Source organism: Bradyrhizobium sp. CCGUVB23 (genome assembly GCF_024199885.1).
GTDB lineage: Bacteria > Pseudomonadota > Alphaproteobacteria > Rhizobiales > Xanthobacteraceae > Bradyrhizobium.
Genome location: NZ_JANADQ010000001.1, coordinates 1,076,194 through 1,103,057 on the forward strand (window position 1 = coordinate 1,076,194; position 26,864 = coordinate 1,103,057).

General features: G+C 59.6%; 32 protein-coding genes and 3 pseudogenes. 15 read left to right on the plus strand and 20 right to left on the minus strand.

Features of this window, described 5'->3' with window-relative positions:
• Positions 1 to 239 precede the first annotated feature (239 nt).
• Positions 240 to 875, plus strand: coding sequence for a cyclic nucleotide-binding domain-containing protein (locus tag NLN62_RS05050; RefSeq protein WP_254107714.1), 636 nt, complete (start codon positions 240 to 242; stop codon positions 873 to 875).
• 1,002 nt (positions 876 to 1,877) lie between these two features.
• Here NLN62_RS05050 and NLN62_RS05055 read toward each other — a convergent pair.
• The 3 genes from NLN62_RS05055 to NLN62_RS05065 all read right to left on the minus strand — a co-directional run bounded on the left by NLN62_RS05055 (position 1,878) and on the right by NLN62_RS05065 (position 5,217).
• On the minus strand, positions 1,878 to 3,623 hold the full coding sequence (locus NLN62_RS05055; protein WP_254107715.1) for an adenylate/guanylate cyclase domain-containing protein: 1,746 nt from the start codon (positions 3,621 to 3,623) through the stop codon (positions 1,878 to 1,880).
• Between the two features lie 649 nt (positions 3,624 to 4,272).
• Entirely contained in the window at positions 4,273 to 4,482 is a 210-nt protein-coding gene (locus NLN62_RS05060) for a hypothetical protein (protein ID WP_254107716.1), read from the minus strand.
• 54 nt (positions 4,483 to 4,536) lie between these two features.
• The gene (locus NLN62_RS05065; protein WP_254107718.1) at positions 4,537 to 5,217 is read right to left on the minus strand and encodes a helix-turn-helix domain-containing protein; all 681 of its coding nucleotides are present in this window, start codon (positions 5,215 to 5,217) and stop codon (positions 4,537 to 4,539) included.
• Positions 5,218 to 5,572: 355 nt separating this feature from the next.
• Here NLN62_RS05065 and NLN62_RS05070 point away from each other — a divergent pair, with 355 nt between their 5' ends.
• Positions 5,573 to 5,737, plus strand: coding sequence for a hypothetical protein (locus NLN62_RS05070; RefSeq protein ID WP_254107720.1), 165 nt, complete (start codon positions 5,573 to 5,575; stop codon positions 5,735 to 5,737).
• Positions 5,738 to 5,811: 74 nt separating this feature from the next.
• On the opposite strand, the gene NLN62_RS05075 is transcribed toward NLN62_RS05070, so the two are convergent.
• Complete coding sequence (locus NLN62_RS05075) at positions 5,812 to 6,315, minus strand: ester cyclase (protein WP_254107722.1); 504 nt, start codon at positions 6,313 to 6,315, stop codon at positions 5,812 to 5,814.
• Between the two features lie 407 nt (positions 6,316 to 6,722).
• Entirely contained in the window at positions 6,723 to 7,508 is a 786-nt protein-coding gene (locus tag NLN62_RS05080) for a class II aldolase/adducin family protein (RefSeq protein WP_254107724.1), read from the minus strand.
• A gap of 76 nt (positions 7,509 to 7,584) precedes the next feature.
• Here NLN62_RS05080 and NLN62_RS05085 point away from each other — a divergent pair, with 76 nt between their 5' ends.
• On the plus strand, positions 7,585 to 7,947 hold the full coding sequence (locus NLN62_RS05085; RefSeq protein ID WP_254107726.1) for a hypothetical protein: 363 nt from the start codon (positions 7,585 to 7,587) through the stop codon (positions 7,945 to 7,947).
• Positions 7,948 to 8,246: 299 nt separating this feature from the next.
• Here NLN62_RS05085 and NLN62_RS05090 read toward each other — a convergent pair whose 3' ends face one another.
• Positions 8,247 to 8,759: a hypothetical protein gene (locus NLN62_RS05090; RefSeq protein ID WP_254107728.1), complete on the minus strand. Its 513-nt coding sequence runs from the start codon at positions 8,757 to 8,759 to the stop codon at positions 8,247 to 8,249.
• A gap of 940 nt (positions 8,760 to 9,699) precedes the next feature.
• Between NLN62_RS05090 and NLN62_RS05100 the strand changes: the two genes are divergently transcribed.
• Positions 9,700 to 9,891 carry a hypothetical protein gene (locus NLN62_RS05100; protein ID WP_254107731.1) on the plus strand — a complete coding sequence of 64 codons (192 nt, stop codon included), beginning with the start codon at positions 9,700 to 9,702 and terminating at the stop codon, positions 9,889 to 9,891.
• 48 nt (positions 9,892 to 9,939) lie between these two features.
• Here the strand turns inward: NLN62_RS05100 and NLN62_RS05105 are convergent, their stop codons facing one another.
• Positions 9,940 to 10,239: a DUF1330 domain-containing protein gene (locus NLN62_RS05105; protein ID WP_254107733.1), complete on the minus strand. Its 300-nt coding sequence runs from the start codon at positions 10,237 to 10,239 to the stop codon at positions 9,940 to 9,942.
• 298 nt (positions 10,240 to 10,537) lie between these two features.
• On the opposite strand from NLN62_RS05105, the gene NLN62_RS05110 reads away from it, so the two are divergent.
• Positions 10,538 to 10,762 (plus strand): MGMT family protein, encoded by a 225-nt coding sequence (locus NLN62_RS05110; RefSeq protein WP_254107734.1) that lies wholly within the window; start codon positions 10,538 to 10,540, stop codon positions 10,760 to 10,762.
• A gap of 79 nt (positions 10,763 to 10,841) precedes the next feature.
• Here the strand turns inward: NLN62_RS05110 and NLN62_RS05115 are convergent.
• The 6 genes and pseudogenes from NLN62_RS05115 to NLN62_RS05140 all read right to left on the minus strand — a co-directional run.
• Positions 10,842 to 11,039 (minus strand): annotated as a pseudogene (locus tag NLN62_RS05115) (JAB domain-containing protein); the annotation flags it as partial.
• 88 nt (positions 11,040 to 11,127) lie between these two features.
• A pseudogene (locus NLN62_RS05120) lies at positions 11,128 to 12,185 on the minus strand (glycosyltransferase family 4 protein).
• Between the two features lie 479 nt (positions 12,186 to 12,664).
• A complete protein-coding gene (locus tag NLN62_RS05125) occupies positions 12,665 to 13,051 on the minus strand; it encodes a hypothetical protein (RefSeq protein ID WP_254107735.1) in 387 nt (128 codons plus the stop codon).
• Between the two features lie 122 nt (positions 13,052 to 13,173).
• The gene (locus tag NLN62_RS05130; protein WP_254107736.1) at positions 13,174 to 13,674 is read right to left on the minus strand and encodes a DUF1236 domain-containing protein; all 501 of its coding nucleotides are present in this window, start codon (positions 13,672 to 13,674) and stop codon (positions 13,174 to 13,176) included.
• Between the two features lie 216 nt (positions 13,675 to 13,890).
• On the minus strand, positions 13,891 to 14,136 hold the full coding sequence (locus tag NLN62_RS05135) for a hypothetical protein (RefSeq protein WP_254107737.1): 246 nt from the start codon (positions 14,134 to 14,136) through the stop codon (positions 13,891 to 13,893).
• Between the two features lie 94 nt (positions 14,137 to 14,230).
• Positions 14,231 to 14,455: a hypothetical protein gene (locus NLN62_RS05140; RefSeq protein ID WP_254107739.1), complete on the minus strand. Its 225-nt coding sequence runs from the start codon at positions 14,453 to 14,455 to the stop codon at positions 14,231 to 14,233.
• Between the two features lie 143 nt (positions 14,456 to 14,598).
• Between NLN62_RS05140 and NLN62_RS05145 the strand changes: the two genes are divergently transcribed.
• The gene (locus NLN62_RS05145; protein ID WP_254107741.1) at positions 14,599 to 14,955 is read left to right on the plus strand and encodes a PRC-barrel domain-containing protein; all 357 of its coding nucleotides are present in this window, start codon (positions 14,599 to 14,601) and stop codon (positions 14,953 to 14,955) included.
• Between the two features lie 824 nt (positions 14,956 to 15,779).
• Here the strand turns inward: NLN62_RS05145 and NLN62_RS05150 are convergent.
• A complete protein-coding gene (locus NLN62_RS05150) occupies positions 15,780 to 16,022 on the minus strand; it encodes a hypothetical protein (RefSeq protein ID WP_254107743.1) in 243 nt (80 codons plus the stop codon).
• Between the two features lie 52 nt (positions 16,023 to 16,074).
• Between NLN62_RS05150 and NLN62_RS53285 the strand changes: the two genes are divergently transcribed.
• The 3 genes from NLN62_RS53285 to NLN62_RS05160 all read left to right on the plus strand — a co-directional run bounded on the left by NLN62_RS53285 (position 16,075) and on the right by NLN62_RS05160 (position 17,114).
• Positions 16,075 to 16,203 carry a hypothetical protein gene (locus NLN62_RS53285; RefSeq protein WP_371933101.1) on the plus strand — a complete coding sequence of 43 codons (129 nt, stop codon included), beginning with the start codon at positions 16,075 to 16,077 and terminating at the stop codon, positions 16,201 to 16,203.
• A gap of 408 nt (positions 16,204 to 16,611) precedes the next feature.
• Entirely contained in the window at positions 16,612 to 16,797 is a 186-nt protein-coding gene (locus NLN62_RS05155; protein ID WP_254107744.1) for a hypothetical protein, read from the plus strand.
• Between the two features lie 86 nt (positions 16,798 to 16,883).
• On the plus strand, positions 16,884 to 17,114 hold the full coding sequence (locus NLN62_RS05160; RefSeq protein WP_254107745.1) for a hypothetical protein: 231 nt from the start codon (positions 16,884 to 16,886) through the stop codon (positions 17,112 to 17,114).
• A gap of 182 nt (positions 17,115 to 17,296) precedes the next feature.
• On the opposite strand, the gene asnS is transcribed toward NLN62_RS05160, so the two are convergent.
• Positions 17,297 to 18,697, minus strand: coding sequence for an asparagine--tRNA ligase (asnS, locus tag NLN62_RS05165; RefSeq protein ID WP_254107746.1), 1,401 nt, complete (start codon positions 18,695 to 18,697; stop codon positions 17,297 to 17,299).
• 700 nt (positions 18,698 to 19,397) lie between these two features.
• Here asnS and NLN62_RS05170 point away from each other — a divergent pair.
• Together NLN62_RS05170 and NLN62_RS05175 are read left to right on the plus strand one after the other, a co-directional pair.
• Positions 19,398 to 19,577: a hypothetical protein gene (locus NLN62_RS05170; protein WP_254107747.1), complete on the plus strand. Its 180-nt coding sequence runs from the start codon at positions 19,398 to 19,400 to the stop codon at positions 19,575 to 19,577.
• 188 nt (positions 19,578 to 19,765) lie between these two features.
• The gene (locus NLN62_RS05175) at positions 19,766 to 20,392 is read left to right on the plus strand and encodes a hypothetical protein (protein ID WP_254107748.1); all 627 of its coding nucleotides are present in this window, start codon (positions 19,766 to 19,768) and stop codon (positions 20,390 to 20,392) included.
• Positions 20,393 to 22,130: 1,738 nt separating this feature from the next.
• Here NLN62_RS05175 and NLN62_RS05180 read toward each other — a convergent pair.
• Together NLN62_RS05180 and NLN62_RS05185 are read right to left on the minus strand one after the other, a co-directional pair.
• Positions 22,131 to 22,622: pseudogene (locus NLN62_RS05180) on the minus strand (SOS response-associated peptidase family protein); the annotation flags it as partial.
• Between the two features lie 277 nt (positions 22,623 to 22,899).
• On the minus strand, positions 22,900 to 23,133 hold the full coding sequence (locus tag NLN62_RS05185) for a hypothetical protein (protein ID WP_254107749.1): 234 nt from the start codon (positions 23,131 to 23,133) through the stop codon (positions 22,900 to 22,902).
• A 540-nt stretch (positions 23,134 to 23,673) separates the two neighbouring features.
• Here NLN62_RS05185 and NLN62_RS05190 point away from each other — a divergent pair.
• Positions 23,674 to 23,928 (plus strand): hypothetical protein, encoded by a 255-nt coding sequence (locus NLN62_RS05190; protein ID WP_254107751.1) that lies wholly within the window; start codon positions 23,674 to 23,676, stop codon positions 23,926 to 23,928.
• 21 nt (positions 23,929 to 23,949) lie between these two features.
• Here NLN62_RS05190 and NLN62_RS05195 read toward each other — a convergent pair whose 3' ends face one another.
• Entirely contained in the window at positions 23,950 to 24,327 is a 378-nt protein-coding gene (locus NLN62_RS05195) for an NUDIX hydrolase (RefSeq protein ID WP_254107753.1), read from the minus strand.
• Positions 24,328 to 24,671: 344 nt separating this feature from the next.
• Here NLN62_RS05195 and NLN62_RS05200 point away from each other — a divergent pair, with 344 nt between their 5' ends.
• Positions 24,672 to 24,926 (plus strand): hypothetical protein, encoded by a 255-nt coding sequence (locus NLN62_RS05200; protein ID WP_254107754.1) that lies wholly within the window; start codon positions 24,672 to 24,674, stop codon positions 24,924 to 24,926.
• 166 nt (positions 24,927 to 25,092) lie between these two features.
• On the opposite strand, the gene NLN62_RS05205 is transcribed toward NLN62_RS05200, so the two are convergent.
• Positions 25,093 to 25,470, minus strand: a complete 378-nt coding sequence (locus NLN62_RS05205) for a hypothetical protein (protein ID WP_254107756.1) — start codon at positions 25,468 to 25,470, stop codon at positions 25,093 to 25,095.
• Positions 25,471 to 26,138: 668 nt separating this feature from the next.
• Here NLN62_RS05205 and NLN62_RS05210 point away from each other — a divergent pair.
• Positions 26,139 to 26,288: a hypothetical protein gene (locus NLN62_RS05210; RefSeq protein ID WP_254107758.1), complete on the plus strand. Its 150-nt coding sequence runs from the start codon at positions 26,139 to 26,141 to the stop codon at positions 26,286 to 26,288.
• Positions 26,289 to 26,331: 43 nt separating this feature from the next.
• Here the strand turns inward: NLN62_RS05210 and NLN62_RS05215 are convergent, their stop codons facing one another.
• The gene (locus NLN62_RS05215; RefSeq protein ID WP_254107760.1) at positions 26,332 to 26,535 is read right to left on the minus strand and encodes a cold-shock protein; all 204 of its coding nucleotides are present in this window, start codon (positions 26,533 to 26,535) and stop codon (positions 26,332 to 26,334) included.
• A gap of 151 nt (positions 26,536 to 26,686) precedes the next feature.
• On the opposite strand from NLN62_RS05215, the gene NLN62_RS05220 reads away from it, so the two are divergent.
• Positions 26,687 to 26,851 (plus strand): hypothetical protein, encoded by a 165-nt coding sequence (locus NLN62_RS05220; RefSeq protein ID WP_254107761.1) that lies wholly within the window; start codon positions 26,687 to 26,689, stop codon positions 26,849 to 26,851.
• Positions 26,852 to 26,864: the final 13 nt, after the last annotated feature.

Sequence of the window (26,864 nt, forward strand, 5' to 3'; positions counted from 1 at the left end):
TAGAAGCGGTCGCGCGTCCCCCGCATTTCTCATGCGCCTCAGAGGACCCCAGTGCCAAAGGGACCGACCCGCCTGCTCAGCAAGTGGCCTCCTGACCTATCGGGATCGGGCATTGTCCTTTTGTACAATGAACTTTCGAGAACTTGACCGCTGTAGCGTTGCTTGGCTGAATGCAACCTCGGGACGCGGACGACCCGGTCATTCCGCCTCCATCATTCATGCAGCAGCGGGGTAGGCCCATGTTTACGCGCGTCAGCATGATGAGTGGCTCGTCGGTCAGCCTGAGCGAATTCACGTACAAGAAAGGAAGCGAAATCTTCCGCGAGAACGAGCCCGCCGACTGCGTGTATCAGGTCCGGACGGGCGCGGTGCGACGTTACAAACTTCTTTCGGATGGTCGTCGGCAGATCGGCGCATTTCACTTGCCCGGCGATGTCTTTGGATTGGAGAACAGCACCCTCCATCGCCTCACTGCAGAAGCAGTGACTGAGACTACCGTCAGGAAAATCAGCCGGCAGACACTTGAGGATGTAGCAGAGACGGACGCCGTGGTGTTTCGCAACTTGCTCACCACGACCACAAGCAACCTTTGCCACGCCGAAGACCACATGCTGTTGCTCGGGCGCAAATCATCGATGGAAAGGGTCGCCGCGTTCCTGCTTGAGATGGACAACAGGCTGACCAAAGCCGGGATAATGTCGTTGCCGATGGGCCGTCGCGACATCGCCGATTATCTCGGCTTGACGCTGGAAACTGTGTCGCGTGCGGTATCGCAATTGCACGGAGAGGGTATCCTCAATTTCGTCGGAAACACTCAACGCGAGATCGTGATCCTCGACCGGCGACGGCTCGCTAGCATCGATATGCCAAGTTAGAGGTGCGGCGGCATTCCAAACACCTCGCCATGAGGTCGTGACACCGTTCAGCGCACGGCTAGCGGCGGCATAATGCGCGTAGCATCGAGGCCGCAGAAAGGCCGTACAGCGCGCCGGAAGCGCAGCGCTACAAGAACACCGGGCAGGCCCGCGCCAGCGCACAGGCGGCCTCGCGGTGACGTTCGTCCCGCATGGGCGACGCCTGAGAAAGGCGCATCCGTCCCTATGCCTATTTTTCCTATCGTCACCAAGGGAACGGTCGATACACGTATTGATTGTCCAAGTAGGACCTTCGGGCCTCGCGCGGTTCCGCGCTTTTCGCCCCATTGCCCCCAAGAGCGGAACCGCGCTCACCTTGAGTGACGCACGGGACTTGTGACGCTCATGAACGACACCCATCAGTTGGTAGTTGCGATGCTCGTGCTGGTCTGGGCTGGCGTGATGTTGGTCACTGGTCAGCTTTACATGGAGTATCGTGCGGCACGAGCGCCCACAGTTACGATCTCTGGTACCGACAGGAGTGCATCAGTTTTGTCGACGGGAAGACCGGATTTCGTTAAGGCAAGGTTGGCCGAGCGAACCAGACTGGGGGAACTGAATGAAAGCAGCGCACGTTGATCCCTCATGCTTTGTCGAGAAGAACTTCGACCGCTCGCTGTAGTGATGGCAGCTATTGTGCTTGGTCTGGTTGTGAAGGAGAGAAGCCTCAGTCACCACACCATCGTTCAGGCACCAGCAGGCATCGACTACGCAGCAACTGAATAGAGCACGCCGCGCGCGCGGCATCGCAGCACGTCCACATCTATCGTCGCGCACCGGGAGCGGTGGCGCAAGTTGTCAGCGGCCAGCGGCGCGAGAGCGGACAATCCGGGACCGCCGCTTTGCGCCCAATGGCATAGGTTTAGCGGGTCGATCAGGTGGCGGCACGAGCCTGGCCCGGCCATGTTGGCGCTGGGCCATAAGCCGTCATTTCGATTCCCTCATCGGCACTGCGCAGTGGGCTCATTCGGGCAACCCCGCTTTCCGAAGGCCCTCGATCAGCAGCTTCGAGTTTGATTGCCCGCCCCGAGCGACATACCCGGATATTGTAAAGGCGGGATCGGTCTCAAGCACGTGCGCCGCCGCCTCACGCGCCTCCTCGTCGCGTCCGAGATGGACGAAGGCAGACGCGAGACAGCGGTAAGCTGTCGAAAAGGAGGGGTTCTGACGTAGGGCTTTCCTCCCTGCCGCGATGGCCTCGTCAAACCGATCAAGCTCGATGAGGGCATACCCCATCCCAGTAAACGACCGGTGGAGCAGCGGGTCTACCGGGCTCATGCGAATGGCGCGTTCGAAGCTCCGGATCGCCTCCTCCGGCAGCCCCGCAACTTTATAGACCCAACCTCTACAGTACCATGCGTCAAATAAGTTCGGGTTTAGCACGACCGCCCGGTCGGCCATTTCGGTCTCACTTTCATAATCGCCAATCATGTACGCCGATGTTATGGAAACCCATGCCAACGTTTGCGCATCCCCCTCATCGACGCTCGATGCCAGGTGAAGAAGCCGAACCGCTTCCTTGCGGTCGAATTGACGGTCGACAGCGTGGCCCCAAACGACGTTGCGCATGTGACAGAGGCCTGCGAGAGCAGCGACAGGACCGAACCGCGGGTCCAGCTCCAACGCGCGGTGCGCCAGCATTAGCGCCTCGGCCACCCCTTCGCGGGTCGTTAGGTAAGACTGTTGCATGGCTCGGAGATAAAAATCATAGGCGGTGAGACTCTCCGGTCGCCGCCGCGTTGCCATTGCAATTTCTGTTTGAAGCAACTTTGGCTGAATGGCTGAGACAACGGCGACAGTGACTTCGTCCTGGAGAGCAAAAACGTCTGTCAGGTCACGTTCGAACCTGTCCGCCCAAATGTGTGCCCCCGTGATCGCATCAATCAATTGCCCTGTTATGCGAACTTTCCCCGCCGCTTTGCGCAGGGACCCCTCAAGGACATAGCGGACGCCAAGCCTGCGTCCGACCTCCTTGACATCAACGGCTTTGCCTTTGAACGTAAAGCTCGAGTTTCGGGCGATGACGAACAACCATTTGAAGCGCGAAAGCGCTGTAATGATCTCCTCAACCATCCCATCCGCGAAATACTCCTGTTCGGGATCGCCGCTCATGTTCTCAAACGGCAGCACGGCGATGGATGGCTTGTCGGGTAGCGGAGGTGCGGCACTTATCCTCTCGATCAGCGCGCCATGCTCGCCTGCACGGACAGCGTAGGCGCGAACCGGCTTGGTGATGTTCTTGAGCTGCTGTTCGCCTCGGTCCTCGAAGCCAACGTCCAGCTTACCCTCGACCTCGCTATACACCTTTTCGGAAATCAGAATGCCGCCTGGATCGGCTGACCCTTCCAGGCGGACAGCAATGTTGATCCCGTCGCCAAAAAGATCGCCGCCGGTTCCAACGATTACGTCACCAAGATTGATCCCGATGCGCAGCTTGAAGCCATGGCTGCCCGAAGCGAGACCATCCTGTATCTCAACCGCGCATCCCACAGCGGCTAATGGACTGGCGAACTCTGCAAGTGCGCCATCGCCCGTTGTCTTGATAAGTCGGCCTTCGTGGCGGGAGAGGCTTGGCTCGATCAGTTCTCGCTTGAGCCGCTCGAACTCGGCGTAGGTGGCTTCTTCGGCGCGTTGCATCAACGCAGAGTAACCGACCACGTCGGCAGCCAAGATCGCCGCTAATCGCCTTTGAACCCGCTGCTCCGCCACAGCGCCCTCCGAACGACCAGGCAAAACGCGTCCTTGGGACAGGGAGGAGCCTAGCACTTTGTTGTGGACCCGTGAGCGGTAATCGCGGGAGGGCCCTGTTGCCCCAAGCGGCGGCCCGTGGCACGGCTCAATGTGTCAACTCGGGAGGTCCGAATTGGGTCTCAAAAGCGGTAAGGCTCGGAGCGAGCGACCGGCGTCAGGGGCGAGGCCGTAGGAAGGCCGCACCGAGCGGCAGGGAGCACCGGACGACCGGGCCGCAGCGGCGGTGGCAAGGCCGTAGCACCTATCGCAGCGTCCTTTGCTCCGCTGCCACGTCGGCTTCCAGGATTTCAAGCTGGCTCGCCAGACCACTGAACGTCCGGCTTATGTTCGTCAGAAGGGACGCTCGTTTTTGAGAAATTCCGGATTGCCTTGCTTGAGCCCGATATGCGGATGCAATCGAACGGTATTCAGCAGGAGGCATTGTGCGGTGGGTCATGCGGGGATAGCTGCCGCAAGCCCGACCAGTGTTCAAATTAAAGATGGGTAAGTCGCAGACGGGAACATGAGCACGCTCCAACAACGGCACGAGAGCGGATAATCCGATACCGTTGCTTTGGGCCCGCAGGCTACATCGGAGATCAAAGCGGCCCGCCAGATTGAGGCGACTTCAATTAAGGTGCCGACGAAGCTTTTTGATGATTTCCCTCAGGTCGTTCGCGTACTCCTCGATAATTCGACGCGCCTCCTCTAAGCGCGAGGGCTTGGTCGTCTCCTTGTTTTGGCGAGGTTCTTCGGGCGGTTTCATTCCCTGACGGTCGGGCAGAACAAAGACGGCGCATTGCGCTAAATCAAGGGACCAACTTACCTCGGCAACCATCGAGAAATCTCAAGGGAGGGCAACTGGCAAGCGTCTAGCTGACTTCCGTCACATCTAGCTTTGCAGAAAGCTCGCAAGCCGCTGTCGGTCGAGGATTGTGATCTCCCGTTGAGTATTGCCGATGAAATCGAGGACGCCCGCTTTCCGCAGTTGTGACACGACACGCGATACTGTTTCTAGCGTTAAGCCAAGGTAGTCCGCAATATCCCGACGTGTCATTGGCAGCGACATTACTTCGGCAGAGCTCAAGCGCTCGTCCATCTCATGCAAGAACGCAGCAACTCTCTCTTGCGAGGACTTGCGTCCCAACAATAGCAGGTGGTTCTCCGCATGCTGCAGGTTGCTGGTTGTCATGCCGAGCAGGTTGCGTGAGACGACCATGTCACTGTCGGCCACCACCTCAAGGCTTTGCCGTTTGATCAAGCGAACAGTGGTCTTGACCACAGCTTCTGCCGTAAATCGATGCGTCTCACCGTTGTCGAGTCCAAAGATATCGCCGGGCAAGTGAAACGCGCCGATCTGGCGCCGACCATCGGAGAGCAGTTTGTAACGTCGCACCGCGCCTGCTTTTACCTGATAGACGTACTCGGCAGGCTCCTTCTCGCCGTAGATTACCTTACCTTTTGGGTAGGTGAATTCACTCAGGCTGACGATTGGGTTTGAGCCGCTCGTTATGCCGAAGTCACTGAGCGAATTGAGACGAGGCGTTCGGTCTGTGGTGATGTGCACAAACATGGTTCGACACTCCTGAACCAATGATTGTCTCTCGAAAGGCATTGTAACCAAATAGTGCCACCGGCAAAAGCGGCATCGTTTGCGAGGTGCATGACAGCATGGCGCACCGCGAGCATGTAAAGCGAGCTTCGGGGGTCCGGGGCAGACCGTACAGAGCGCCGGAGCGCGGGGAACAGGATAGGGACAGCGCGGTCACAGCCTGCTGCAGCGTCGCTGATCGACGGCGAGGGCCGAGCAGGCCATGCAAGGGTTCCTTCACCTTGATCCAGGGATACATCCTAATGAGCTATAGCCGGAGATCGCTTCGTGCTGAAGAGTGAGACCGCCGCCGCTGGGGGCCAAACGGAGATGTCCGATGGATGTGGCAGGCAGGCGCTTCGCGCATGTGAAGAGAACCCTCCGCGTCCGGTCGGCCCTTGTCGGCCTGCTGGATGAGTTGCCGTTTATCTGCCCGGTGGTGGTCGCAATCGGCTCGCTGATCATGATCGGCATCACGCTCTGCAAGGATTGGCCACAGTGAGGCATCAAACTGCGGCGGAGAGCGGGTAATCCTTGGACCACCGCTTTGAGGCCATAACTGGAAGCTCGGACCAGCTATTGCTTGGGCGGCGGCAAAGCTCCGGCCTGATGAAGCATCGCAAAGCGATCCGGCACTCCCCAATGCTCAACTAGCCTTCCGTTTTCAAATCGGCATATGTCGATGACGGTCATGCTAATCGGTTTGCCTGAGCGCCGGTGTGTTCCGGTCGCTGTGCTTCGGCCCCAGACCTTGTCGCTGCTCTCGACGAGGTCTTCAACCGTAAGCGTGAGCCCTTGTATGTTGCCGCGAGCTGTGTGGATCTGATCCTTCAAAATCTCTGGACCGAGAACATCGGTCTTGGCGAGGTATTCGTGCTCAGACAGTTTTGGAGCGCACACTTCATCAGCAATGGAGAGATCTCCCTGATTGAAGCCACGTTCGATGATGGCGATGAACAATCGAACATTCGTGGATTGGGCGGCCCCTTGCGCCGTCGCCATTGTCGCTCCGGCCGCCGAGCCGATTGCTGCGCCCGTGATAGCCGTCACAAAGTCGCGCCTTGTCGTGTTCGCAGACATTCCGTCGCACTCCCTATAGGCCAACTCACCAAACCATCTAAGCGGACGCAGAAGCTGGTAGCAAGCCTCGCGCTCGTATCCACCGAAGGCCCGACATGGCGGCGTCGCGCGTCGCGGTCAGGACGGTGGATCGGGCGTGCCGGGAAGGCTGCAGCAACGCGGCGAGAGCGCGGCCTAAGAGGGATACCGGCCGACCGGCACGCAGCAGCGGCGACAGGACCGTAGCACGCCCCACCCAAGCGTTTTTCCGGCGCTCGTGCTACAGACACACCGGGCTCGGAGTTCGGGCGCATCAGCGGCCTTCCCAGAGGCGGCGGCGGATCGGGACACAACGGCGGACACACCAAGCCATAACCGTTGTATTTTCTGACTTATTTTCGCCAATCCGGTTCCCGCAAGGGGAGAAGTCACGTAGCGTAGTCCGGCTCCTTGCGGTCGAGGATGCGCTTGAGCGCATCGAAGTGCCGCTGCGCGGGGATCGGGCTCTTGTAGAGGTGGTCGTCCCTGTAGTCGCGCTTGGTCTTCTCGACTACGGGCGTCGGCAGCTGTTTCAGCCGCTGCCCGGTCCACATGGCGTAGATCTGCACCTGCGCGGCGCGCTCGACGTAATAGAGCTTGTCGTAGGCTTCGGCGACGGTTGCGCCGGTGGTGGTGATGCCGTGATTGGCCATGAACAGGACACTCTTGTTGCCGATGACGCGGGCAAGCCGCGCGCCTTCGACGGGGTCCATAGCCGGGCCGGAATACTCATCGTCATAGGCGATGGCCTCGGAGAGGCCGACTTCGGTCTGGCCGATCTCCTTGATGCGGGGGTCCTCGAGCCGCGTCAGCGCGCTGGCATAGGGCATGTGGGTGTGGAACACGGCCTTCGCCTGCGGCAGCCTCTTGTGAATCGGCGCATGGATGCAATAGCAGGAGCGCTCGACATCACCCTCGCCGCTCTTCACCTCGCTGTCGTCGATGCCGACCTCCATGAAGGTCGAGGCCGTCACCTCCGACCAATGGGTGCCGAAAGGAATCTGGTAGTAGCGGTCGCTCTGGCCTGGCACCACCAGCGTCAGATGATTGAAGATACCCTCGGAAAAGCCGTGCATATAGGCGAGGCGATGCGCGGCCGCGAGATCGACCCGCGCCTGCCACTGCTCGGCGGGCACATCGTCGCGAAGCGATTTCGGCGAAACCCTGAATTGCATGCGCATGCTCCCGTGTAGCTTGTTGTTATCGGGGCAGTATAGCGCAATTGGCGCGAGGCGCTGAGGCGCGCCCATCGTGTTCGTGGAGATCGATTTGGCCACCGGTGCGACGGCTCGCACTCCCAAAATTTTGCCGATCCGGTCACGAATCTCGGGGTCTGTCCGCAAGGCTGCAGAGCCGGGCACGCTTTTTTCAATGCGCGAACTGAGGAACGCCAAGAAAGGCGACTTTCGGATCATGCGCAAGCTGCTCTCGCGCGTACACGGGGCAGAGCGCCGCGTGGCCGCGCGAAAGCCTACCGGCTTGCCGACAAGGCTGAATTTGCGCGGAGATACAAAGACCGGACCGCCAGTTGTCCGCATCGAAAACAACACCCGAAGGCGCTGCTCGATCCTTAGCGCGCTCCGTTGGTCCGGTCCCACGGTCGCGCCGCTGTAAGACACCGGGCAATGCATCGAATGTATAAGCGGCCTCTCTAACCGCTGAATATCTCCGACTTACACTCCGCTGAGACTTTCGAGCCTATGCCGCAATCATTGCGGTTTTTCATCTCTGTATGTCCCCCCAGGCGTCTCCTAGCGCTACTGGCAACCGCTTGTGCCCGAGGGTGGCATGCGCGGGCGTCGCAAGGCATGCCGACGCCGTCATGGGACGTTAGTTCGTGCCCTATGCTGCATAGTGATGTCTGATGTTGCACAGACCGGACACAAACCGGACAAACGGCTTGGCTCTTGCAACTAACCTTTTGATTTATCAATATTTTCACAATCTATAACTTCTATGACAAATCCCTGCGAGGGAGGGCTCCTCCTCCGCGCCATATACTTGGCGACGCTGGTCTGTCCGATCTCGATGCCGAGCTTGAGAAGCTCTCCATGGATTCTCGGCGCTCCCCATAATGGGTTGGCGATGCTCATCTCGCGGATCAGCCGGCGAATTTCCAACGGTACAGTTGGTCGACCGCAGCGGTGCCGCGATTTCCAGCGCCAATACGATCTGAAACCAGCACGGTGCCAACGGATGACGGTATCCGGCGTCACAATCGTGAACGCCTTGATGGTATTTGGCACCAAACGATACAGACCAACAAAGATCAGGCGATCCATGGCACTGAAGGGCACCCTCTTCGGCACATGCCGACGCTGGATGTTAAGTTGATGACGAAGGATCAGGATCTCAGCTTCCAACGAGACCCGCGACCGGAACAACAGGACCAGCACCGACCAGACCAGACTGTAAGCTTCTCTCATGAGACAAAAGCATTGCGCGATTCGACCTCACGTACCGGCCGGATTAGGGTTTCGGACAGGGACAGAGGCCCGACAGCTTCACCTCGGTCATTTGACCCGGAGGCCCAGCCGTGGCCACCTCAGAGAGATCCAAAGTTGACCTAGCATTTGACGAAGGTCCCGACGCCTGAAGAGGCGTCCCAGTTAGGAAGCATTCGCCCGTACTCGCTGCCGGGCGGCGCGCCGTCGCTCGCGATGTCGCGGAGTTGTGTCGCTCACAGCTTCATCCTCTGCTCGCGGTGTAAGGAGGACGGGCACTGCCCCTGGGAATTCACGCAACGGCAGCGACGCCTTTTGGCGCGACCCAGACGTGGATCTTCCCACTCCATGGAACTATCGACGACGTTTGAGGAACGCGAAACAATTTCCCACTCTGTAACTTAAGTTAATCGTGGGGCCCGATCAAAGAAGTCGCGTCATGGAACCGATCAGCCGAATATCGGACCACATCGACCATAAGACCGCCCGGTCGATCTGTGACGAGGTGGGTGAAAGGTTGCAACAGGACTTATCTCGCGAAACTTCGCCCCTGCCGCCATACCTCGAACGTCTAATCGATGAGTTGCGCAAACAGGAGCGTCATCTAAATGATGGCGTCGAAAGCTGGCGCGCGCCCGCTGACTAGCGGCGGCCATCTGAGCGTGAAGAAAAGGCGGCGCCGCACTCGCTCACCCGGTGGCGCTTCCGCCGATTTCGCCGTTCAGTGCATGTTGCGTCTCGGCGGTCCCGGATTGTCTGCTCTCGCGCCGCAATTGGGGGCCAAGCAGACGTGCACGGCGTGTGCTCGATGTTGGCACGGTTCACATCGAGGGGCGCGAGAAGGTTGCAGATCATTCGGTAGTTGATTGAGCGCACCTTGGTGGTCGGACTGCCTCACTGCGGCCAATCCTTGCAGAGCGTGATGCCGATCATAATCAGCGAGCCGATTGCGACCACCACCGGGCAGATAAAACGGCAACTCTTCAAGTTAACTCCGAGCTTGCAAATCGACCTTACCAAGATTCATTGCGTGCATTTGCGCTATTCCATTCTGGCTCGTCATCAAATCGCTGCCGAACCTGCGTTCCGCTTTTGCAGCTTAGGCGGAGATTAGGACGAGACGGCTCGTTATTCGTCGCTCCAGTCTAGCGGACTGGCGGAATCAGCCGCCACCATCAATGCCGTGCACCAGCAACAGAAGGGTATCCGCTCCCGCCTTTCGGTCCTTTGCAATCTCCCGATATTGGGCTGACTCGAAGAACCCGCGGAAAGCCGTCGCATTTGAAAAAGACAGAAGCACGATCTTGTCCCTATCCCAACGCCCCTCGATGATTTCTGGCTGCTCATCGGCTGCCAACAGCCTTCCTCCGAATTGCTTGAGTACGCCCCTGAAACGCGCAGCGTAGCGTTCGTATGCCGCACGATCGGTGAATTTGAGCTGTCCAACGACGTAGACGGTCATGAAGGGTCCTCCCATTTAAGACTTTGGATGTCATCCGGGCGTTGCCGTTGGGCTCACATCTACCTCGCCTTCGGCACGCTCTCGTCGATCAACAACTTCGCCGCCGCGACCGCCAGTAAGGCCGGCAAGGAAGGGACGCTCAAGAAAACTAAAAAGTGCCTCCACAGTGACGCCTTACCGGACGCCGCCGGCGATTGTGACTATTGTCGGTGCCGGGAACGGTCGGCAAAGAATTACGTTCCATACAAACATAAAGAACACTCCTAGCGGTCAACTTGAAGAAGGCTACACTCGGCATATGAAAAAGACGTTCTCCGACAAAGTGCGCGATATCGTCCGGAAAATACCGAAAGGCAAGACGATGACGTACAAAGAGGTCGCTTCAAAAGCTGGAACTCCGAAGGCCGCACGGGCTGTCGGAGCCGTTATGCGATCCAATTACGATCTGTCGATACCGTGCCATCGCGTCGTTGCGAGCGACGGGAAGATGCGCGGGTACAACCGCGGTGCGCGCATCCGCTGATCGCTCTGCGGATGAACGCGCGTATGTTCTCATTGGGTCCGAGGATAAGGTCCGGATTGGCCCCAAGAAGCGGCGTCGTTTAGATCAGCTTCAGTCCTTTCAGACTGGCGTGACCTTGCTTGCCGACGATGATGTGGCCCTGGATCGCAATACCGAACTGCTTCGCGATCTCAACAATCACTCGCGTCATCTCGATGTCAGCACGCGATGGTGTTGGATCTCCTCCCGGATGATTGTGCATCAGCACGACCGGACGGCATGATGTCCGCTTGGGGCGACCGCCAACCCTGAACAATGCCGCCCCGCATGATCTTGCAGTAGAGACCGAGCGATTGGTACTTGCCTTGCCGTGATCTTCTCGAGCGCTACCGCTCGAAGCACGCGCTCTCTCCTATCGGAGCCGCGGCGATCAGCGCTCGGTAGTGGCTCTCGTACTCTCTTAACATTCGCTGCACGGAGAAGCGCTCCTCGACCGCGCGCGCACCTTTCTTCGATCCAGTTGCGCCACTTTGCTTACCGCGCTGACAGCCTGCTCCTCGCTGTTCACAATAAAGCCCGTTACTCCGTGGTCGATGACCTCCGGCACAGAGCCCGAGCGATAGGCGATAACAGGCGTTCCGCACGCCATCGCCTCGATCATGACTAGGCCGAACGGTTCGGGCCAATCAACTGGAAACAGTAAGGCGGCGGCCTGCGCAAGGAATGGCTGCTTTTTTACTTCGTCGACCTCGCCGACTAGCTGAATTGTCTCGCTGTCGATATGAGGCTCGAGATATTTTTTGAAGTAAGCGGTCTCGGCACGCGGTATCTTTGCAGCGATGCGCAGTGGCTTTCCGGCTGCGCGCGCTATGCGGATCGCGTCTTCCGGACCTTTCTCCGCCGTAAGGCGCCCGAGAAACGCCAGATAGGATCCTTCTCCGTACGACGGCCGAAACAGGTTCGGGGGCAGTCCGTCTTGGATCGTGCCGCTCCAATTTGCATCCGGAAGTGGTAGGCGCTGATGGTCCGAAATCGAAACGAAGCTGGCTCGTGAAAATTTTCGAACTACACCGGGCAGCCCCGGTAGGTCGGGGCGCCCGTGCATGGTCGTGAGCAATGGCACGCCCAGTCTGCCGAGCAGCGGGAGGTGTAGCCAGTCGATGTGAGCGTGGATCACATCAAAGTCCTGCGCTCGTTGCGAAACGGCTTCCAGCAGCAGCGCGTAGGCCGCATTTGGATCTGTACGCTGCCGTCCGAGGCGCAGCGCGCGCGGCCATACGGGCTGAAGCTTCCCTTTCGTTCGGGAATCGCCGCTCGCGAACAGCGTGACGTCGTGCCCAAGTTCGACCAGCTCATCCACCAGCCACGCCACGACTCGCTCCGTGCCGCCGTAGAGCTTAGGGGGAACGCTCTCGGCCAATGGAGCAAGTTGGGCGATGCGCATCGATTCCCCCTAGACTGGAAGCACGGCCCGAAAGACGAGCACGACCGCCGCGGATAGGAGCTCCGAGATAGCGAGCAACGTCCAGGCTGGCCTGGCGCTGTCGAGCGTGACTCGCCTGACGAGCCCCTCCATCGGACTCAACATTCGTCTTCGGGAAGGCGCTCCAGGTAAGCCAGGCCGAACCCTGTCAGTTCTTCGGCGTCGCTCACACGCGCTTCCCATCTCCCTTGCAGATGTCGCTCAGGCAGCGGCGGCTATCCGCGGCATCGACGTCGCGATGCTTAGCCCGAAACAGGGACCAGACCGTATCCACGGCCGTTCGCAACGAGACATCGGCGACCATTTTGCGACTCCGCAAAAAGAGACTTTGTCGGACGGCAACTCGCCTGATTGGCGTGAGTTTCCGGTTTTTCCCTTAAACTTCCGGCTAGTGGCAGCACAGGCCGTGGCGTCCTCGTCAGGCCGGCGGGAGCAACCGATCACCACGTTCCAGAGAAATCACGACGGTCGAAAGCCAGCCGACTTTCCGTCGGCCTGCGCACCAGTTTTGCCGACCGCTTCGCACGAGGCCTTTGCCGCGCGACTTTCTGCGCAAGCGGCTTCTGGTCTTCAGTCTTCGGCACCGTCGCCTCCGTCATCGCCGCAAAAGCTTCGCGAGAAGGTAAATTGGCCACTTCCGCTGCAGCTGCCATCGGCGCGAGCATCGCCGGGCTATGCGTGTCGAGCACGATTTTTTCGGGAAGGCTCTGCGCCGAGCGAATGCGAATGATCGTCTTATCGAGGTCGGCGGACGGTGCGTGACCAACCGACGCAGGAAGATATCGGTCGGCGGCAAAGAGCAGCGCTGTCAAAAAAAAGACCGACAAAGACGAAGTATCTGATGATCGGCATGGGACCGCCATTCTTTAAGGTTCGCATTTTTCGCCGACCTGCCGCGTCGCGCGACGGCTCGCGGCGGGCGGCTCCTCCCGGGCCCGCCGCGACGGTCTTAGTCCACCTCCTGGACGACGGTTCGGGTGGGCGGATCCACCAGCATCACGCGCTCTCCGGAATAGACGTACCGATACTTGGTCAGAGACGACCCCCATTCGGCCGGCACCGCTTCGAGCTCCACGCCGCTCGGCACCGGCGATCCGACGACGATCTTCTCGCGCGTCTCGACCGGACGGATCTTGTGCTCGGTCACGTGGCTCCGAATCTTCGTGCGGTACTCCGGCTCGATCTGAACTGCGGTTGTATGTCCGGTCCCGGTCGTCGTGACTGTGGACTGGGCAAACGCGCCGGTCGAAATCAGCGCGGCCGCTGCGGACAGCAATAGCAACTTCCTCATGTCATTCTCCTCGCCGCTGGTTGCGGCCGCCGCAAAAACCTCCAATGCTGGCAAATCGTTCCCCGCGCTTGGCATGAGACTTTCCACTTTTTCCCTGCTAGCCTGCGGAACCGGGAACGTATTGCGCGATTGCATTTGGCGGACGAGGGTCGATCCCATCCCTCTTGATCCTTGATGCACTCAAGAATGGAGGAATCATGCGCACGTCGGATGTCATGGAGTGGCGCGATGAGGCAGGGCTGGCAACGAAGCTGGAAAACGAGGCATCGGCCTGGCGCAAACGGCGCCTCCTGCGACCGAAATTTTCGATGAGTGGCGTCCAGGTCGTTCGGCTTCCGAGACGTCGGCTATCGCGTTCGGCCGTCGGGGCGGTGGTCAGCCGTTCTTGAGGGTCGATCTCACCTCCCGTACGGACCAAGATTCGCCTGCGCGTATGACCCGGGCCACGCCGCCGGCGCCGATGAGTGCATGAGAACCGACGTCGCCCTTCGTCGCGACGACGTCAAGCTCAGTTTCCGGCTTCCAATTGAGCGTGACGTCGAGATCGCCCGGGAATATCTGCCAGCGCGAGCCATCGTCGAGTTCGACGATGTGACTCTCCGAATGCGACCTGATCTTCATGGCATCTCGATCGACCGTGCGACGCCGGACATCAGTACGATTTTCATGGCATCCGCGCGTCCATGCGAGCCAGCAGCCTATGCGGAGTGAATGTTCACTTTCGACCGGACGGCGCTTGAGCATTCGCCTTGTTGGGATCCGACTTGTTCGCCTCGTGATGGCCGATCACGCAGCCGACCGCTGCGCCGAGCTTGCCATGGCCCGCCACGTGGCCGGCAACGCCGCCGACGATGGCTCCCTTGATGCATCCTTTTGCCTCGGCGGCGCCAGAGGAGATCAGAGCAACGGCGACACAGGCAACGGCGAGTATGGACTTCATGATAAACTCCCAACGTCAATCCAACGATTCAATCGCCATACCTACCGTCAGTTCCTCGCCTTCGCAGTGGAGATCGAAAGGAACGAGACTCAGGCGCGCTCCGTTACACCGCATCTATGTTTCTAAAACGAGGAGGATTTACGATGGAAACGGAAAGGCGTGAAACAGGAACGCTGATCGGCAGCGATAAGGTCGAGGGCACCGCAGTGTACGGCGTCGATAACCAGAAGATCGGCTCGATCGAGCGTGTGATGATCGACAAGGTCAGCGGCAAGGTGTCGTATGCTGTTCTCGGCTTCGGTGGCTTCCTGGGAATCGGCGACGATCACTACCCCCTCCCCTGGCAATCCTTGAAGTACGATACGGGCCTTGGCGGATATCGATCCAATCTCACCGCAGAACGGCTGCGGGGAGCGCCGAGATACGGCAATGACAACGACTGGAATTGGGAGGACCCGGGACGGGCGAGAGTGGTGAACGAGTACTATTCCGGATTCTGACCCATGCTGGTCGCCTAAGATGGGCGATGCCGTAGCAGGCAACGACGACGGCATCGCCCCCGCGTCCATCGCGCGCCTGTCAGCAGGCTGACTAAATGTTCTTGCTGTCCAATCCGATTATCCGAATCCTCTACAGGGGGAAAGGAACAGTAGCCGGTCAGCCCGCGTTCCATTGCCATCGTTGCGAGAGGAGACGTCAAATATGGGAATCTTCACCAAGGACATAAAGTCAATGGAAGATCTGCTGATACACGGTCTCCAGGACATCTACTATGCCGAACGTGAGATCATCAAGAACATCCGTCAGCGCCTCAACTAAGCCCGCACTATTTGGCGGTCTTTTCATTTTCGAATGTCACTGATGGCGCATCAGCGAAGTGACGGCACGCCTCTGCGAGGCTCACGCTTGTTCCGGAAACGCTCACATCCATTTGTTGTGGACTAACTCTTCATTAACGCCTGCGCCGTCACCATACTTGTAGCTAGTGTTTGGGCATGGAGGTTCTTTTAAGATGCTTCAGACCGCGCTTGTCATTTTTGCGGGCGCATCCCTGTTCGGCCTAACGGGTGTTCTGTTTCGTGATGAAATCACGAGCGAGCGCTGGCTTAGAGGACAAAGGGCCACTAATGCTAATCGCCGGTCCGCAACCTCCCGATAGTCGTATGGATGACCCCGAACGTCCCGGCGATATCGCTTAGGGCCTCCCGGCCTCGCGCCGTGCCAGAGCCTCGCGTTGCTGATGTGGCGTCGATGCCGGTGGCTGCCCATATGCACCCCTCGGGCCATCGCCTTGGCCCTGCCTTCGCTGGTACGGGGTCAGCGGTCAATCCTTCGCCTTCAGTCGTGCTTCATTTTCGGCAATAAACGCACGAATCTCATCGGACATGCTCAGAAGCTTCAACCATTGCTCTTTATATAGCGTCACTGGAAAGCGCCCCATTCCGTAAACGGAGAGGCCGCCCTTTTCACTTACTTTCATACGGACGCCTTCGGACGCTCCTTTCTTGAGAGTCTCGTTCTCTCTGCGGAGGCGTTCGAGCTCAGCTTTCATATCATCATCGGACATGGCAGCATTCTCCCTCTTGTTACCGTGATTTTATCACGTCGCTTCCAACTTTCTGGCATTTCTTCTCCGCCCGCATGAAAGCCATGGTCTGGGTGACACATTCCTAAAGTCTCTCATGAGGCGCGCCCTGGAAAATGTACCCGGAACCGCCAATGGGTACCCTCAACCTCGTTTTGGCTGATTTCACAGATGCGCTCGTCACACGTGAATGGCGAGGCATTGACGTTCTGATCGAATCCAAAATTAACAGGCTCGTGTGAGCTATAGAAAACAAAATCGATTCGACAGAATCCGAAGATCAGCTCACCTCCTCAAGAAAGTGAGCTGCTTCACATGCTGTGGCTTCTCTTCATTGATATAAAATAAACGAGACAACGGTTCTGCCAGGTGTTGGTTGATGGCGTCCGTGATCGCGCCGAGAGAATAATGGAGATGACCATGAGTGTGGCGCTCCTCTTTCAACGGGTGGTGATCGGTGCTGCCGAGTCGTCATTAGATGTCGCGGGGTCTGCGCTCTTGCCGGGCGCTTGCGAACGCGGACATGGGCAGGGCAATCCCTGCGCTGTACAGATCGGCCGCTCAACCAGTCATGCGCGACTTCGGCACCGGCTTGCCACGAGCAGCCGTTAAACCAGGCTTGGCATTGATCGCGACGGAAGATTCCTACTGCGGCGGCGAGACGCTCGCGCGCCGTTCTGCCGAGCGAGCCCAGGCAAAGGTCGCCGTTTTGGAAGGGTCATTGGTGGATGTGCCAACAGCCAAAACAAGGAGCTGACGCGATCAACGCGTTCGTGGCAAACCTGAACTAGCTAGCACTAGCTGAGCTGGACGCCGCGCGCCTTGGCAGCCGCGAGCGCTTGTTTGGTTCGGATCGATGTTGCGGCGCTCCTTCTCCGCCAGCGATGCCGAGCTGGCGAAGGAGAACAGGCGCAATATGCAAAGACGCTGCGGCTGAACTTGATCGAATTTCGCCACCTGCCTGTCGAGAAGATCGCTTACGAACTGACCAGACGGAAGGTCGCGACGCCGCACGGTGGCCGCTGGCATGGCAGGAAGGTGGCAAGGCTGCTCGACCGGTTGCATCTGCGGTGATCACTGGGCTTCAATCGAGCCGGGGTTCTCGAGCGCCACGTCGGTGAACGTCCCGCCGATGTCGAGGCCGAGCCGGATTGTGTGTGTTGGGAGGGGTCACACTCGAAACCCGCATTGCGATGCAACGCTAATTCATCCGCCGCAACGATGAAAGCGGGCCGCGCAGGCGGTCGCGCGACACCTCAATACTTCGCATGCCCCGGAGTGCGCGGGAACGGGATCGCGTCGCGCACGTTGGAAAGCCCGGTGACGTAGGCGAGCGTGCGCTCGAAGCCGAGGCCGAAGCCGGCGTGCGGTACCGAGCCGTAGCGGCGCAGGTCGCGGTACCAGCCGTAGTGCTCCCGGTCGATTCCGAGTTGCGTCATCCGTGCATCGAGCATGTCGAGCCGCTCCTCGCGCTGGCTGCCGCCAATTATCTCGCCGATGCCGGGCGCCAGCACGTCCATGGCGGCGGCAGTCTTTGCGTCGTCATTCACCCGCATATAGAACGCCTTGATGTCCTTCGGGTAGTGCATCACGACCACGGGCTTCTTGGCGTACTTCTCGGTGAGATAGCGCTCGTGCTCCGCCTGCAGGTCGACGCCCCAGCGCACCGGAAACTCGAACTTCTCCTTGGCGCCTTCGAGCACCTTGATCGCTTCGCCGTAATCCATGCGCACGAAATCGGATGCGACGATGCCTTCGAGCTTCGCCACCAGACCCTTCTCGACCCGCTCGTCGAAGAAGGCGAGATCCTCGTGCCGCTCCTTGAGCAGCGCCTCGAAAGTGTACTTCAGGAGCCGCTCGGCCAGCGTCGCATTGTCGGAGAGATCGGCGAACGCGATCTCCGGCTCGATCATCCAGAACTCGGCGAGATGGCGGCTGGTGTTGGAGTTCTCGGCGCGGAAGGTCGGCCCAAACGTGTAGACTTTGGTGAGCGCGAGGCAGTAGGCTTCGACATTGAGCTGGCCGGACACGGTGAGGAACGCCTCGCGGCCGAAGAAATCCTGGGCGAAGTCGATCTTGCCCTGCGGCGTGCGCGGCAGGTTGGCGAGGTCGAGGGTCGACACGCGAAACAGCGCGCCCGCCCCCTCGGCGTCGGACGAGGTGATGATCGGCGTGTTGACCCAGAAGAAGCCGTTCTCGTCGAAGAAGCGGTGGATCGCCTGCGCGAGCGTGTGGCGCACGCGCGTCGCTGCGCCGATCACGTTGGTGCGCGGGCGGAGGTGCGCGACCTCGCGCAGGAACTCCATGGTGTGCGGCTTCGGCTGGATCGGGTAGGTATCCGGGTTGTCGACCCAGCCGATCACCTTGATCGCATTCGCCTGCATCTCGAACGGCTGCCCCTTGGCAGGCGACGGCACGATTAGGCCAGTCGCCTCGACGGCGCAGCCGGAGGTGATCCTGAGCACCTCGTCGGCATAGTTGGGTAGCGTGTTGGGTGCGACCACCTGCACTGGGTGGAACGCCGAGCCGTCCGAAAGGTGGACGAACGAGATACCCGCCTTGGAGTCGCGTCGGGTGCGCACCCAGCCCCTGACAGTCACCGGTGCATCGTTCGGCGCCTCGCCGGCGAGGATGCTGCGCACGTTGATGTTGTCCATCGGCGAAGATTAACTCGGCGGCCGCGACATTGTCCAGACGCACGGAAGGGTTCGGGCGATGCGGGGCCGTTACTCCCGCTCTTTCGGGGTCGGCGCCCATTGCGTCGCCGCCAAGCGCCTTCGCGGCTTTGAGTTCGACGGCTAGTCTCCTCACGACACTCAAGTCCGAATATAATCGAAGAACACGTTGCCTCTCCGGGCTGGACGACGAGGGGACGAGTCGAATGGTTCGACCGCAGACAAGATCGTGAACACGAGCTTGCTGATGCCGTTGCCGAAAAAGTGTGTCTCGGCATATGTGTCTTGGAGACCACAGCCGCCACCAAACTGATTAGCCGCGGCAGCATTTTGCTGGACTTTTCGCCACAAGCAAAGACCATCCAGCGCATCCTCAACCGTGGATGCATTGCATCACGGCATGGTCCACGCTAGAGCGGCCGTAACTTTTAGAGGTAGACACATGTCATATGCCTATAAGCTGAACCAAGACGTTCGCCACCAGCCCCAACGTCCACAAGGACGTGCCGCAACTGATTCACCTATGATTTACACCATCGTTCAACTTATGCCCATCGAGGCAGATGGACGTCTTAGATACCGCATCAAGAGCAAGTCGGAGAATATCGAGCGAGTCGTTACGGAAGATCAGCTTTCGTATTCTCAGTGATTTAGCGCGCTTGATGACGGTAGGAGTCTAGTCGTGCTGAATGATCGAGAAAATATCCTGAGTGCGCTCCGCGAGAACCCGCTCAAAGTGCGCGAGGTCATGAAACGCGCCAATGTCGTGAATGAAGAAGCTTGCCAAGACCTCCTGTTGAAAATGCGAGACGAAGGCTTGGTGAAATTCGATATCCACACAGGGCGATGGATCATCGGATGATTTGCGAAATTGCGGGGACCATCTAGCGTGATCCCAGGAGACTCACTGGGCTCTTAGGAACACGCTCAGACTTGAAGGATGGAGCGTCTACTCTCTTGCCGGAACATCGGCTGGGACACGTAGCCGGTAGGTTGATTTGCCATTGAACAACTGCCCCGCCGAGTCACGAAGCCGTGGCGAAACGCGAGATGCGCGATCAGGTTGCCGCGCTGGCGCAGGCTGCGGCACCGAACGCAGATGCAGCGATTGAATTTGGTCAACCAATCCAGTTCGCGACATCGCGACTGACGGCAAGCATCTACAACGCAAATTCGCCCGGCGCGGTGGCCTTCGGCGAGACGCATGATGCGGTTGGTCTTATCGCGTGGCTCTGGGGCGACCAGCTCATCGCCAAGCTCGACAAAGCCATCGACGATGCCGCTGACGACGGCGCGGCGTTGACGCGCGAGCAGCGCGAGGTGCAGGAGGCGCAGGTGCTCAGCGACATGCTCGCCGTCGAGCGGCGCGAGGTCGCGTTGATCTTCGCCGCTGAGGCGCAGGGCACCATGATCGATTTCCGGCCCGACACCTCGCCGCAGGCACTGCTCGGCCTGCGGTTGGCAATCGACCGCATGCCAGCCAGTCAGGGACTTCGCCCGAGCATGTCATCACGTTCGGGGGCACGCGATGTTGACGCGTTCGTGCAGCCGGGAGCGCGGTTGCCTGCCGAGCCCGGCATGCACGGGCTCAAGAGAGGATCGGTGTCCCGCTTTGGATTAAACTCGCAGAACAGTGGCAGCGAACATGGGCGGAGGGGCAAGCGCCATTCGAGTTAACTCTGCGTTTTGGCCGCGCCCTGGGGGCTTTCGTCCGCACGCCTGACCAATTCGAATATGGCGAGGTGAGTGTCGTCCACCCAATATTCAAGCGTGTCACCGCAAATCGTACAGGATGCATGACTGGTGTGCGGCACCAGGAATTTCTCGGCTGTACGGTGGTACTCAGCGCCGCAATTGTTACATCTGACAATTGTCGCCATCGAAAGATTATGCGCCCGCGCTCAACCGCTTTCCAGTGGGGATGGCTGACCTATCAAAGTAGTCACAACGGATGCCCCAGCGATGAGGCGGGAAGCGGGATGGGAGCGTTGTGTTGCTCCTAAGCGGCGCGCTCCGGTCTCGTCGGTGATCTCGCGGAGGTGTGCTATTGAACCTTCGGCGAGCCCGCGCGGGACCGCCGGAGAATTGGAGCGGCGGATGCCACGAAGAGAACCCCTGTTAGTCGCGGGCGGCGCTCACCTCTATTCGCCGCGTGGCTTGCGATCCAGTCGCGCGGCCCGGTGTGCGAGCGTTGGCGATCATAGTTCACGAATTTCTATGGCCGTCCCTCTTTTAGGGGAACCACCAAAATCTCCGCCCGCGCTTCGAACGCTCCCAGGCTGGTGGCTCGTCCTCGCAGTCGGGAATGTGTGGAGGCGCGTTGCCTTCCAGTTCAGCGATCCGATCAACCAATTTTCGTAGGCACGTCGGTACCAGTGAGGTGTCGCGCGCGAGGCTATGCTGAAGCCGCACACCGATCTCCTCGCAGATCGCCCGACAATGGTCGAGTTCTAAAGCTTCGGTTAGGTGAGGGTCTTGTGGCGGAAGGGGCTTCGCCATGGCTGCCACCGTTGGCTTGATGGGCACAGCTTCGTTATTTGTTCCCTGCCGCCGCCGCCGTCATAACGCGGAAGGTACTTGCACCGATCCGGCGGAACCGAATCTTTTTTATCATAGGTGAATTTATCGATGGGGCTGCCCGAGGCGAAGGCATGCCATGGCTGCCATATCGGTGCGCGACGCGTTTCTTACGGTCGCCATCATGTCCGTCACTTTCCTAATCGAAATCGGCTTTTTCGCCTTGATCGGGGTGTTCTGAACGCGCGCTCTGGGCACCGCACAAATGGAGGAACCATCCCTATGAGGACCGAATATCTCGCTGCGATTGTGATAGCTGTTCTCGCCGCTGGTACGGGGCTGACAGTCAATTCTGTCGGCTCGCTGCCTTCCGAAAAGCAGTCCATGCCGAGTGCCGGGCAAGCAGCGGACCGGTTAGCTGAGGCCGTGGATCTGCATCGGTCCGGTGGCTAACAGCCGGGCGCAACTCAAACTCATCGCTCCTAAGCGCTTTCGCAAAATCCCTTGGCGCCGCCGACCGCACATGAAGCGACCGTGCGCCCGTAACCGTCGAGGCTCATCGGCGTGCATGAAACGGGCCGACTACCGATGAATGCCGCCAATTCGTTGGCCGCCTTCGCTCCGCATCGATATCCAAGGCTACGTCCCCTCGACAAATCTGACTGCTCTCGGAGCATCGATGCCCCAGAGCCGGATGCGCGTGCCGTGGAGTTCGAGGGTGTCGCCGTCAATGACGCTTGTTTGGCCGGGCAGTTCGGCTGCAAGAACTGGTAACGCGATCATCGGGAGGAAGAAGGCCAGGCAATCGAAAGAACAATCCCTAAGCGGTGCCATCCATTAAGATGTGCCATCTTGCCCCACGACCGAAAGCCCATCCATCGCTGTCCCTGCGATCCATCTATGCTGCGACTTTATCTTCCTTGTCGGCTCCGCGCGCAACGATCATTAGCGCCTTATCCGGCAGTGGCCGCTGCAGTGCCTTTGCCTTCCAAACGTCGCGCTCCTCATCGGTCGTCAGGATCACCGGCACTGCCTTTGGATGGATCGGCGCGACGACCGCATTCGGCGCCGTCGTCAGGAGGCCGTAGACCTGATGCGGTCCGGGGATCGGCTTGGACTTGGTTCCTCGGTCGCCCCTGAACTCGGTCCAGATGCCCAAAAACGCGCAGAGAGGCCGGTCATCATTCAGGGCGAACCAGACGACATTCTTCTTGGTCTCAGGGTTCGGCTCCGGCGCGTATTCGGCGAAGCTGTTGAATGGCACAAGGCAGCGGTTCTCGGGCTTCAGCCAGCCGCGCCAGTGCGGTGACGACGTGTTGCGGATGTTGGTGACCGGCGGCCCACCCGTGCGCGGCGGCGGTGGCATGCCCCAGCGCATGAGTGTCATCTCGCTTCCGGAACCGCAATCCGGTTTTGAAGTCGCAGGCTGCTACTCCCGCCGACCTCGGCATCACCAAAACGCAGTCGTCACGCTGGCGGCCCAACTGTCCGCAAACGAGCATTGTTCGAACAGTTGCTTTGCTGGCGGCGGGGAAAGCTCAATAAAATCACAACGCAGGCCGGTCGCGCCAGCCATCGAAAATCGAACTGTTGCATCAAAGCGGGCTCAGCCGCCGGACAAACCGCGCAGCCGAGCCCGGTGAGTTCGCAAATTTCCTCGCAATCAGTTACGCGGGCTGCTCGCCCTCGGCCGGCGGCTCGCCTACGGGCTCGGCCGGGGCCTCGACCGGCTCCGCAGAGATGACGGGCTCCTGCTCGGGCTCGGCCACGGCCGGGGCCTCGACCGGCTCCGCAGAGACGGCGGGCTCCTGCTCGGGCGCGACCTCGATGGCCGGGCTAGGCGTCGCCTCGGCGGTTGGCTCCACGCTCGGGGTGGTCTGATCGGGTTCGTCTGGTGCCATAGGTATTCCCTCCCTCAAGGGGTGACTTTGTTAGACATTTGGATTTGGAAGAGTGGTCGCGTTGCCTGCGCGAGCAGGCAAGTCCGCAACGTATTCATTTAACGCACAACGCGAACCTTCCCGCAATATCGTAGGTTCAGCCGCGCTGTGATTTTTTTTTGCGCGCGACGACAACACGCCAGTGAATTCGCCAGCGCCAGCAAACAGCCGTCGCTACTTCACTCTGACCGGGATCGGCGGAATGATGGGCGATGTCCGACCGCCCGACCAAGATCAGCTTCGGCGAAATGCGCCATTGCGCGGACTGCCACTGCAGCCATTCGGTTGCGATCAGCGGCCCCGCGACCCGTGTCAGCCGACTCAGCCTATCAAGGCTCTACAATCAGCCGTATGGCCGGGGTCCGCGGCCTCGCCGCGCCGTCATTCTGGATCGTAGGCCTGAGCCAGAGCCGCCGTCGCCGCAATCGCGACGATAGCCGAAATGAGTCTGGGATGGACGCCTTAGCCTCTTCGGATCGGGCTGAAGGCGAAGTCGAAATAATGCTCGCAGCCCGACCCCAAAAGATCACCTTCGGCGAGATGCGCCAGATGGGCGTGCGCGGCGTCCTGGTCTATTGCGCCGACTATCGTTGCAGCCACAACGTGGCCCTGAGCGCCGATTGCTGGCCCGACGATACGCGGCTGTCCGACATCGAGCCGCGGTTCGTCTGCTCCGCTTGCGGTCTGCGTGGGGCCGACGTTCGGCCGGACTTCAACTGGAACGAGCCTGTGATCCCAGCCATGGGATACCGATGAGGTTCGCTTTGGTCAGTGCGCTCAGGACGGAAATAGCTTGTCCCGGATGTACCGCGAGGTGGGGGTCAGCCGGAGACCACGGGGCTTGCGCCAGGCAGCCTTGTCGATCTCTTTCTTGTCGCCGATCTTTAGGCGACCGGAAACCGACTTAGCCACGAAGATCGCGTCGCTCATCTTTCGGCCAGATCGGGGGTTCTTCGCGTTCACTTCCTTCCAGAGCTTCACAGACCCAAGCCTAAGATTGGGCAGCTCTTCGCTGATCTCTCGGCGAAGGCATTTCCTCTCGCTCTCACCTACGCGCTTGCGCCCGCCTGGAAACATCCAGAGCCGATCGCTTCGACGTCTCACGACGAGCACCCGCCCCTTTCTTGCCGCGACAAGCTTTGACGATTTCGCCATTCCCCGACTCGACTCGGTAGGTGGTAACGTCAGTATAGCTAGCAACATCACCGCAGAGTTCCGTAGTTTCCCGGATAAGAACCGGAATGGAACTCGGGCAAACTTAGAGGGATGCCAAAGGGTTCCAACGGCGAATCCCAAGTTCCGGTTTGCGAGGCGTATGGGCGCGAAATGACGCCGTTGGGCGTACTGCCGGCGATCAACAACAGGCCCCGCATACGCGTGTACAGGTGCTTGCCCTGCGGCAGGGTCGCGAACGTCGAAGAGGAATAGAGCGACTTAGAACGGCTCGCATCTGCTTGACCGGGAAGGATATGCAACCAAACCCCCGTGAGCGAGGACTCATGAAGCTTACCTGCGAACGACCCTACGCCAACCCGGAAGCCGCAGCGCGAAAGCTCGTCGAGCTCGCCGCCTGCATCGAAGCCGTCCAGGACGGTCGAATCCATATCGAGAAGATCAACGCTACGTTCCTCTACACGCTGAAGGCCAGCGGCCCTGAGTTCGGCGCCGGGATCAAGCACGCAGTCGAGCGCAGTTGGCTCGAGCTGCACGAGAGCGGGACCTATGTGCGGCTGATAAATGGGCAGGCGGCCTGATCCAGTTAGACAAGATCAGAAACGCCGAAATGGCGACAGTGGTCGCCCCGAGAGCGCTGAAGGAGAACGGGAAATAACTCTGGGGAAGGACCATGAACCCGCTAAGTCAGACTTATCGCCCCAGCGTCCCAAGGTGGAACGGCAATTGGCGCCAGTTCATGCACCACTAGCGACGAGCGCCGATCCTGGGCGAGCCACGGATCCTTTTGCCTCGGGCGGGTCCGATGAACCCGCCGCCGGCCCACCAGCCGCCATATGGGTCCACCATGGGAGCGTCGGAGTAAGGGGCATAGGCGAGAGCGGATTCCTGAAGCTTGAGTTGTTGCATCTGAATCTCGGCTTGGCGGCGCTCAATCGCGATCTGCTTTTCAGTCTGCATGCGCTCCCAGGCGCGCCGGTTCTGTGCTTGCAACTCGGCATTGTCGAGGAGTTCGCCGCCGGGACCATAGACGTGCTGGATGTCGCCAGCGATGACCCGGACTTGCTGGGCAAAACAGGGCATTGCCATGGCGACGGAAGTCGCAATCAAAACAGCTCTCAGCATGTGCGAGGCTCCTTCCGTGCTGATCGACCCCCGATTCACTCACTCCACGCGCATGACGGCGGCAGCTAAGACAACGGGCACCCTGATCATCACAACGCCCTCGTGATGAGGACAGAGCAGACGCCAATAATACCGCCGCTCGGCCCGTGCATCGAGAGAGTCCACTAGTCGACACAGGGCAGATTAAATTTCATGACCAGTAGCGTTACCCCGAAAGAGGTACTTACGGATCGCGGGCTCAGATTCATTTTTGTTATTTGCTGACGCGGGCATCTGTCGAATGATCTACGCTACCGGGCTGGCTAAGCGATTGCAGTTTCGGAGTTCCTATTGCAACCCCGGTGAAAGGGCCGCCGCTCCAAACGCAGCGGCCCTTTGCTCTGTGCTCCGTTGGACACTCAGCAGATCAATATCCGTTCGGCGGTGCGCAGATGGACGGCTCCGGCTCGCTTTCAGCCAGCCCCGCGCGCTGGAGCCGTTCTCTCTCTACTGAACTTGGGAAAAACTGGCAGACGGCATTTGAAGCGCTGATCCTGGTGGCCCGAGCAAGGCGGTGACCGTGTTCGCCCGCATCGGCATCATGCGGGCCTTGCACCGGCACGACGTCCCAGCGTTCAATCCGAAGAAAAAAACCGCATTTGGGGCCGGCGCAAACTGAAGAGGGATCAATGACCGTCTTCGTCTACGTCAAGACTGCCAAGCAGGTCGGCGACGCAGAGCACATCAAGATCTTCGTGACAGTCGATGCCGCGGAAAAGTGGTTCGAGGAGAACGACTCGGAGGGCATCGCCTTCGAAAATGATGTGATCGAAGAGTGATGTGAGTGAGTGCCCGCCAGCACGCTGGCGGGCACTTCGCCAATCAACCAACCCGAAGATTTCCAGCGGATTCTTTGCCGCGGTCCGAAACTATTTCGTAGCTTACCTTCGCACCCTCGTTGAGGCTGCTCAGTCCGGCCTTCTCAACGGCCGAGATATGGACAAATACGTCCTTGCCGCCCTTGTCGGGTTGAATAAATCCATAACCTTTGGTTGCGTTAAACCACTTCACCGTCCCTGTAGCCACGTCGCTTCTCCCCATAATTCGAAACGTGAAAGGATGGTGCCATAAATCTGGCGAAACAAAGGGGGCTAGCGTGAACCGGCGGGCCTGATGTCGTCCCACGGGACCTTGCGGCAAGCGCGGCGCGATCCTCGGGGGCGGATCAGAGCCGACCATGATGGGCATCTTCCTCATGAAGCTCACTGCCGAACGTCTCTTCCCCAGCCCGGAAGCCGCAGCGCGGAAGCTGGTCGAGATCGCCAGCGGCATCGACTTGGCAGAAACTTCTCCGGCCCGCGATGCCGGCCCGGCAAGATGGCCCATAAAATCGTGTCCTTGAGCTCGCAGTACGG